Source organism: Paenibacillus sp. 01T422 (assembly GCF_056398785.1).
This window is the reverse complement of the sequence record NZ_JBFTQB010001124.1, coordinates 1-1750: the sequence shown is the minus strand read 5'-3', so window position 1 is coordinate 1750 and position 1750 is coordinate 1. Positions and strand designations below refer to the sequence as shown.

Genomic DNA, 1750 nt, shown 5'->3' with positions numbered 1-1750 from the left:
GTTCCATAATGTCGTCCAATGTCGTTTGCGAAGCTCCTTTCTAACTATATTTAGCGTAATCTTATAAATCCATGGTTGAATAGGTCTACTAGAATCGTATTGGGGATACACCTGAAAAACGTGAATAAAGGTATCCTGCATAATATCTTCTGACAAGGTTCTGGATTTGGTAAGGAATAAAGCTAATCTGTATACGAAAGCGGACTGTTCCTCAAATATCTTTTCCGCCTCTCGCTGGGAAATATTCAATTCATTTCACCCCCTCAGAATTCTACTACTGTATATATCCCAAAAAGGTAAAAAAGGTTCGATCCTTTGATATTTCGAAATTTAATGCAGCTTTATTTATCTCTATGATGAAAGTGAACATACGGGGGATTGTCCGGATTCACACGGCGTATATGATTATTCGTATTTGGATCACTATTGGACGGAAAAAGGAAGAAACGAAGAGGGAAGGAAGCTAAAGAATAATTTCTCATCCTTCCAAGAACGTGGGAAAGAAACGCATGCAATGGCAAAATTCTTCATTATGCGTAAATGGAGAAGATTGGGAATTGGTAAAATTGCTGCGCATGATGTATTCCGCAACTTCCCTGGTCATTGGGAGGTTAAGCAAATGAGAACAAACACAGCAGCGCAACAATTTTGGCAAACCGTTATTCATGACTATACAAATGGTAATTTTGAAAATGTAGATTCATATTCTTCCGAATGGGACGGGTATTTCCAGATTTTTACGTTTAGTTCCTAAGAAACCAAACTTTAATGATGATATCATCCTTAATTTCGTACATGGCCACTGCTTCCAGAATGGCGCCATCTGCTAATCTGCCCGTTATTTGCTCATGGTCGACGACATATTTGCCATGAACAATCCTTTTATCAACCGTAGCAAACATATCTGGATAGGTTTCAAATAATTTTTGATAACGCCTTCTCATGGCCTCTTGGCCTTCCATCGTAAGCATGTCAGGAAAATCATATATTTTCACATCTTCACTATAACACGCCATGAACAAATCGATATTTTTATCGTTATAAGCTTGTAATTGTCTTTCTACAACAGAGTTTTCCATGTAACTTTCCTCCAAAATGAAATATGATTGTCAGTGCTAGTATAAACGAATTAGACACTTAGTAGAAGAGTGACTACCTACATTTAAATGGTGCAGACAAAGTGAGATAGCCAGCGGCAGTAGGCAACAGTTCAGTAATGCCGCTGGTTTTACCGTTCCATTTGACAAACAAGCTTAAATAAGCTATTTTATATGCTATAGCATATATTAAATGAATGGAGAAAGGAGCACCTATCATGGAGCTAAATAATCTCACAGGTTTCGTTGTTCATCGTACAGATTTAAAAATGACTAATTTTTTCACGAAAATACTTAAACAATATGAAGTAACGCCAGAGCAGTGGGGGATCATCCTTGCACTTGACGTGGAAAAAGCAACGAGCCAGAAAGAGCTTGCTGAAGTCATTGATAGAGATCAAACCACAGTTGTGAGGATGATTTATTCACTTGAAAAGAAAGAAATCGTAAGAAGAATACAGAATGATTCCGATAAACGATCTCACAACCTGTTCCTTAGCGACAAAGGAATGAGTCTGAAAACTAAACTTATACCAATTGTAACTGCTGCTCATGATCATATTACCCAATATTTGAGCAACGATGAGATTCAAAAGTTGCATGAGCTGCTTGGCAAGCTATATTCCACCGTAAAAGATGAATAAGTGTCTAGG

4 protein-coding genes are annotated in these 1750 nt (G+C 37.5%); 2 read left to right on the top strand and 2 right to left on the bottom strand.

Going from position 1 to position 1750, the window contains the following annotated elements:
• A partial coding sequence (locus AC1DUA_RS36340; protein ID WP_477504355.1) for an RNA polymerase sigma factor occupies positions 1-249 on the bottom strand: 249 nt, incomplete at its 3' end.
• Positions 250-415: 166 nt separating this feature from the next.
• Here AC1DUA_RS36340 and AC1DUA_RS36335 point away from each other — a divergent pair.
• Positions 416-754: a hypothetical protein gene (locus tag AC1DUA_RS36335; protein WP_477504354.1), complete on the top strand. Its 339-nt coding sequence runs from the start codon at positions 416-418 to the stop codon at positions 752-754.
• Here the strand turns inward: AC1DUA_RS36335 and AC1DUA_RS36330 are convergent.
• A complete protein-coding gene (locus tag AC1DUA_RS36330) occupies positions 744-1079 on the bottom strand; it encodes a nuclear transport factor 2 family protein (RefSeq protein ID WP_477504353.1) in 336 nt (111 codons plus the stop codon). The genes AC1DUA_RS36335 and AC1DUA_RS36330 overlap by 11 nt on opposite strands.
• Positions 1080-1315: 236 nt before the next feature.
• Here AC1DUA_RS36330 and AC1DUA_RS36325 point away from each other — a divergent pair, with 236 nt between their 5' ends.
• Positions 1316-1741, top strand: a complete 426-nt coding sequence (locus AC1DUA_RS36325; protein ID WP_477504352.1) for a MarR family winged helix-turn-helix transcriptional regulator — start codon at positions 1316-1318, stop codon at positions 1739-1741.
• Positions 1742-1750: the final 9 nt, after the last annotated feature.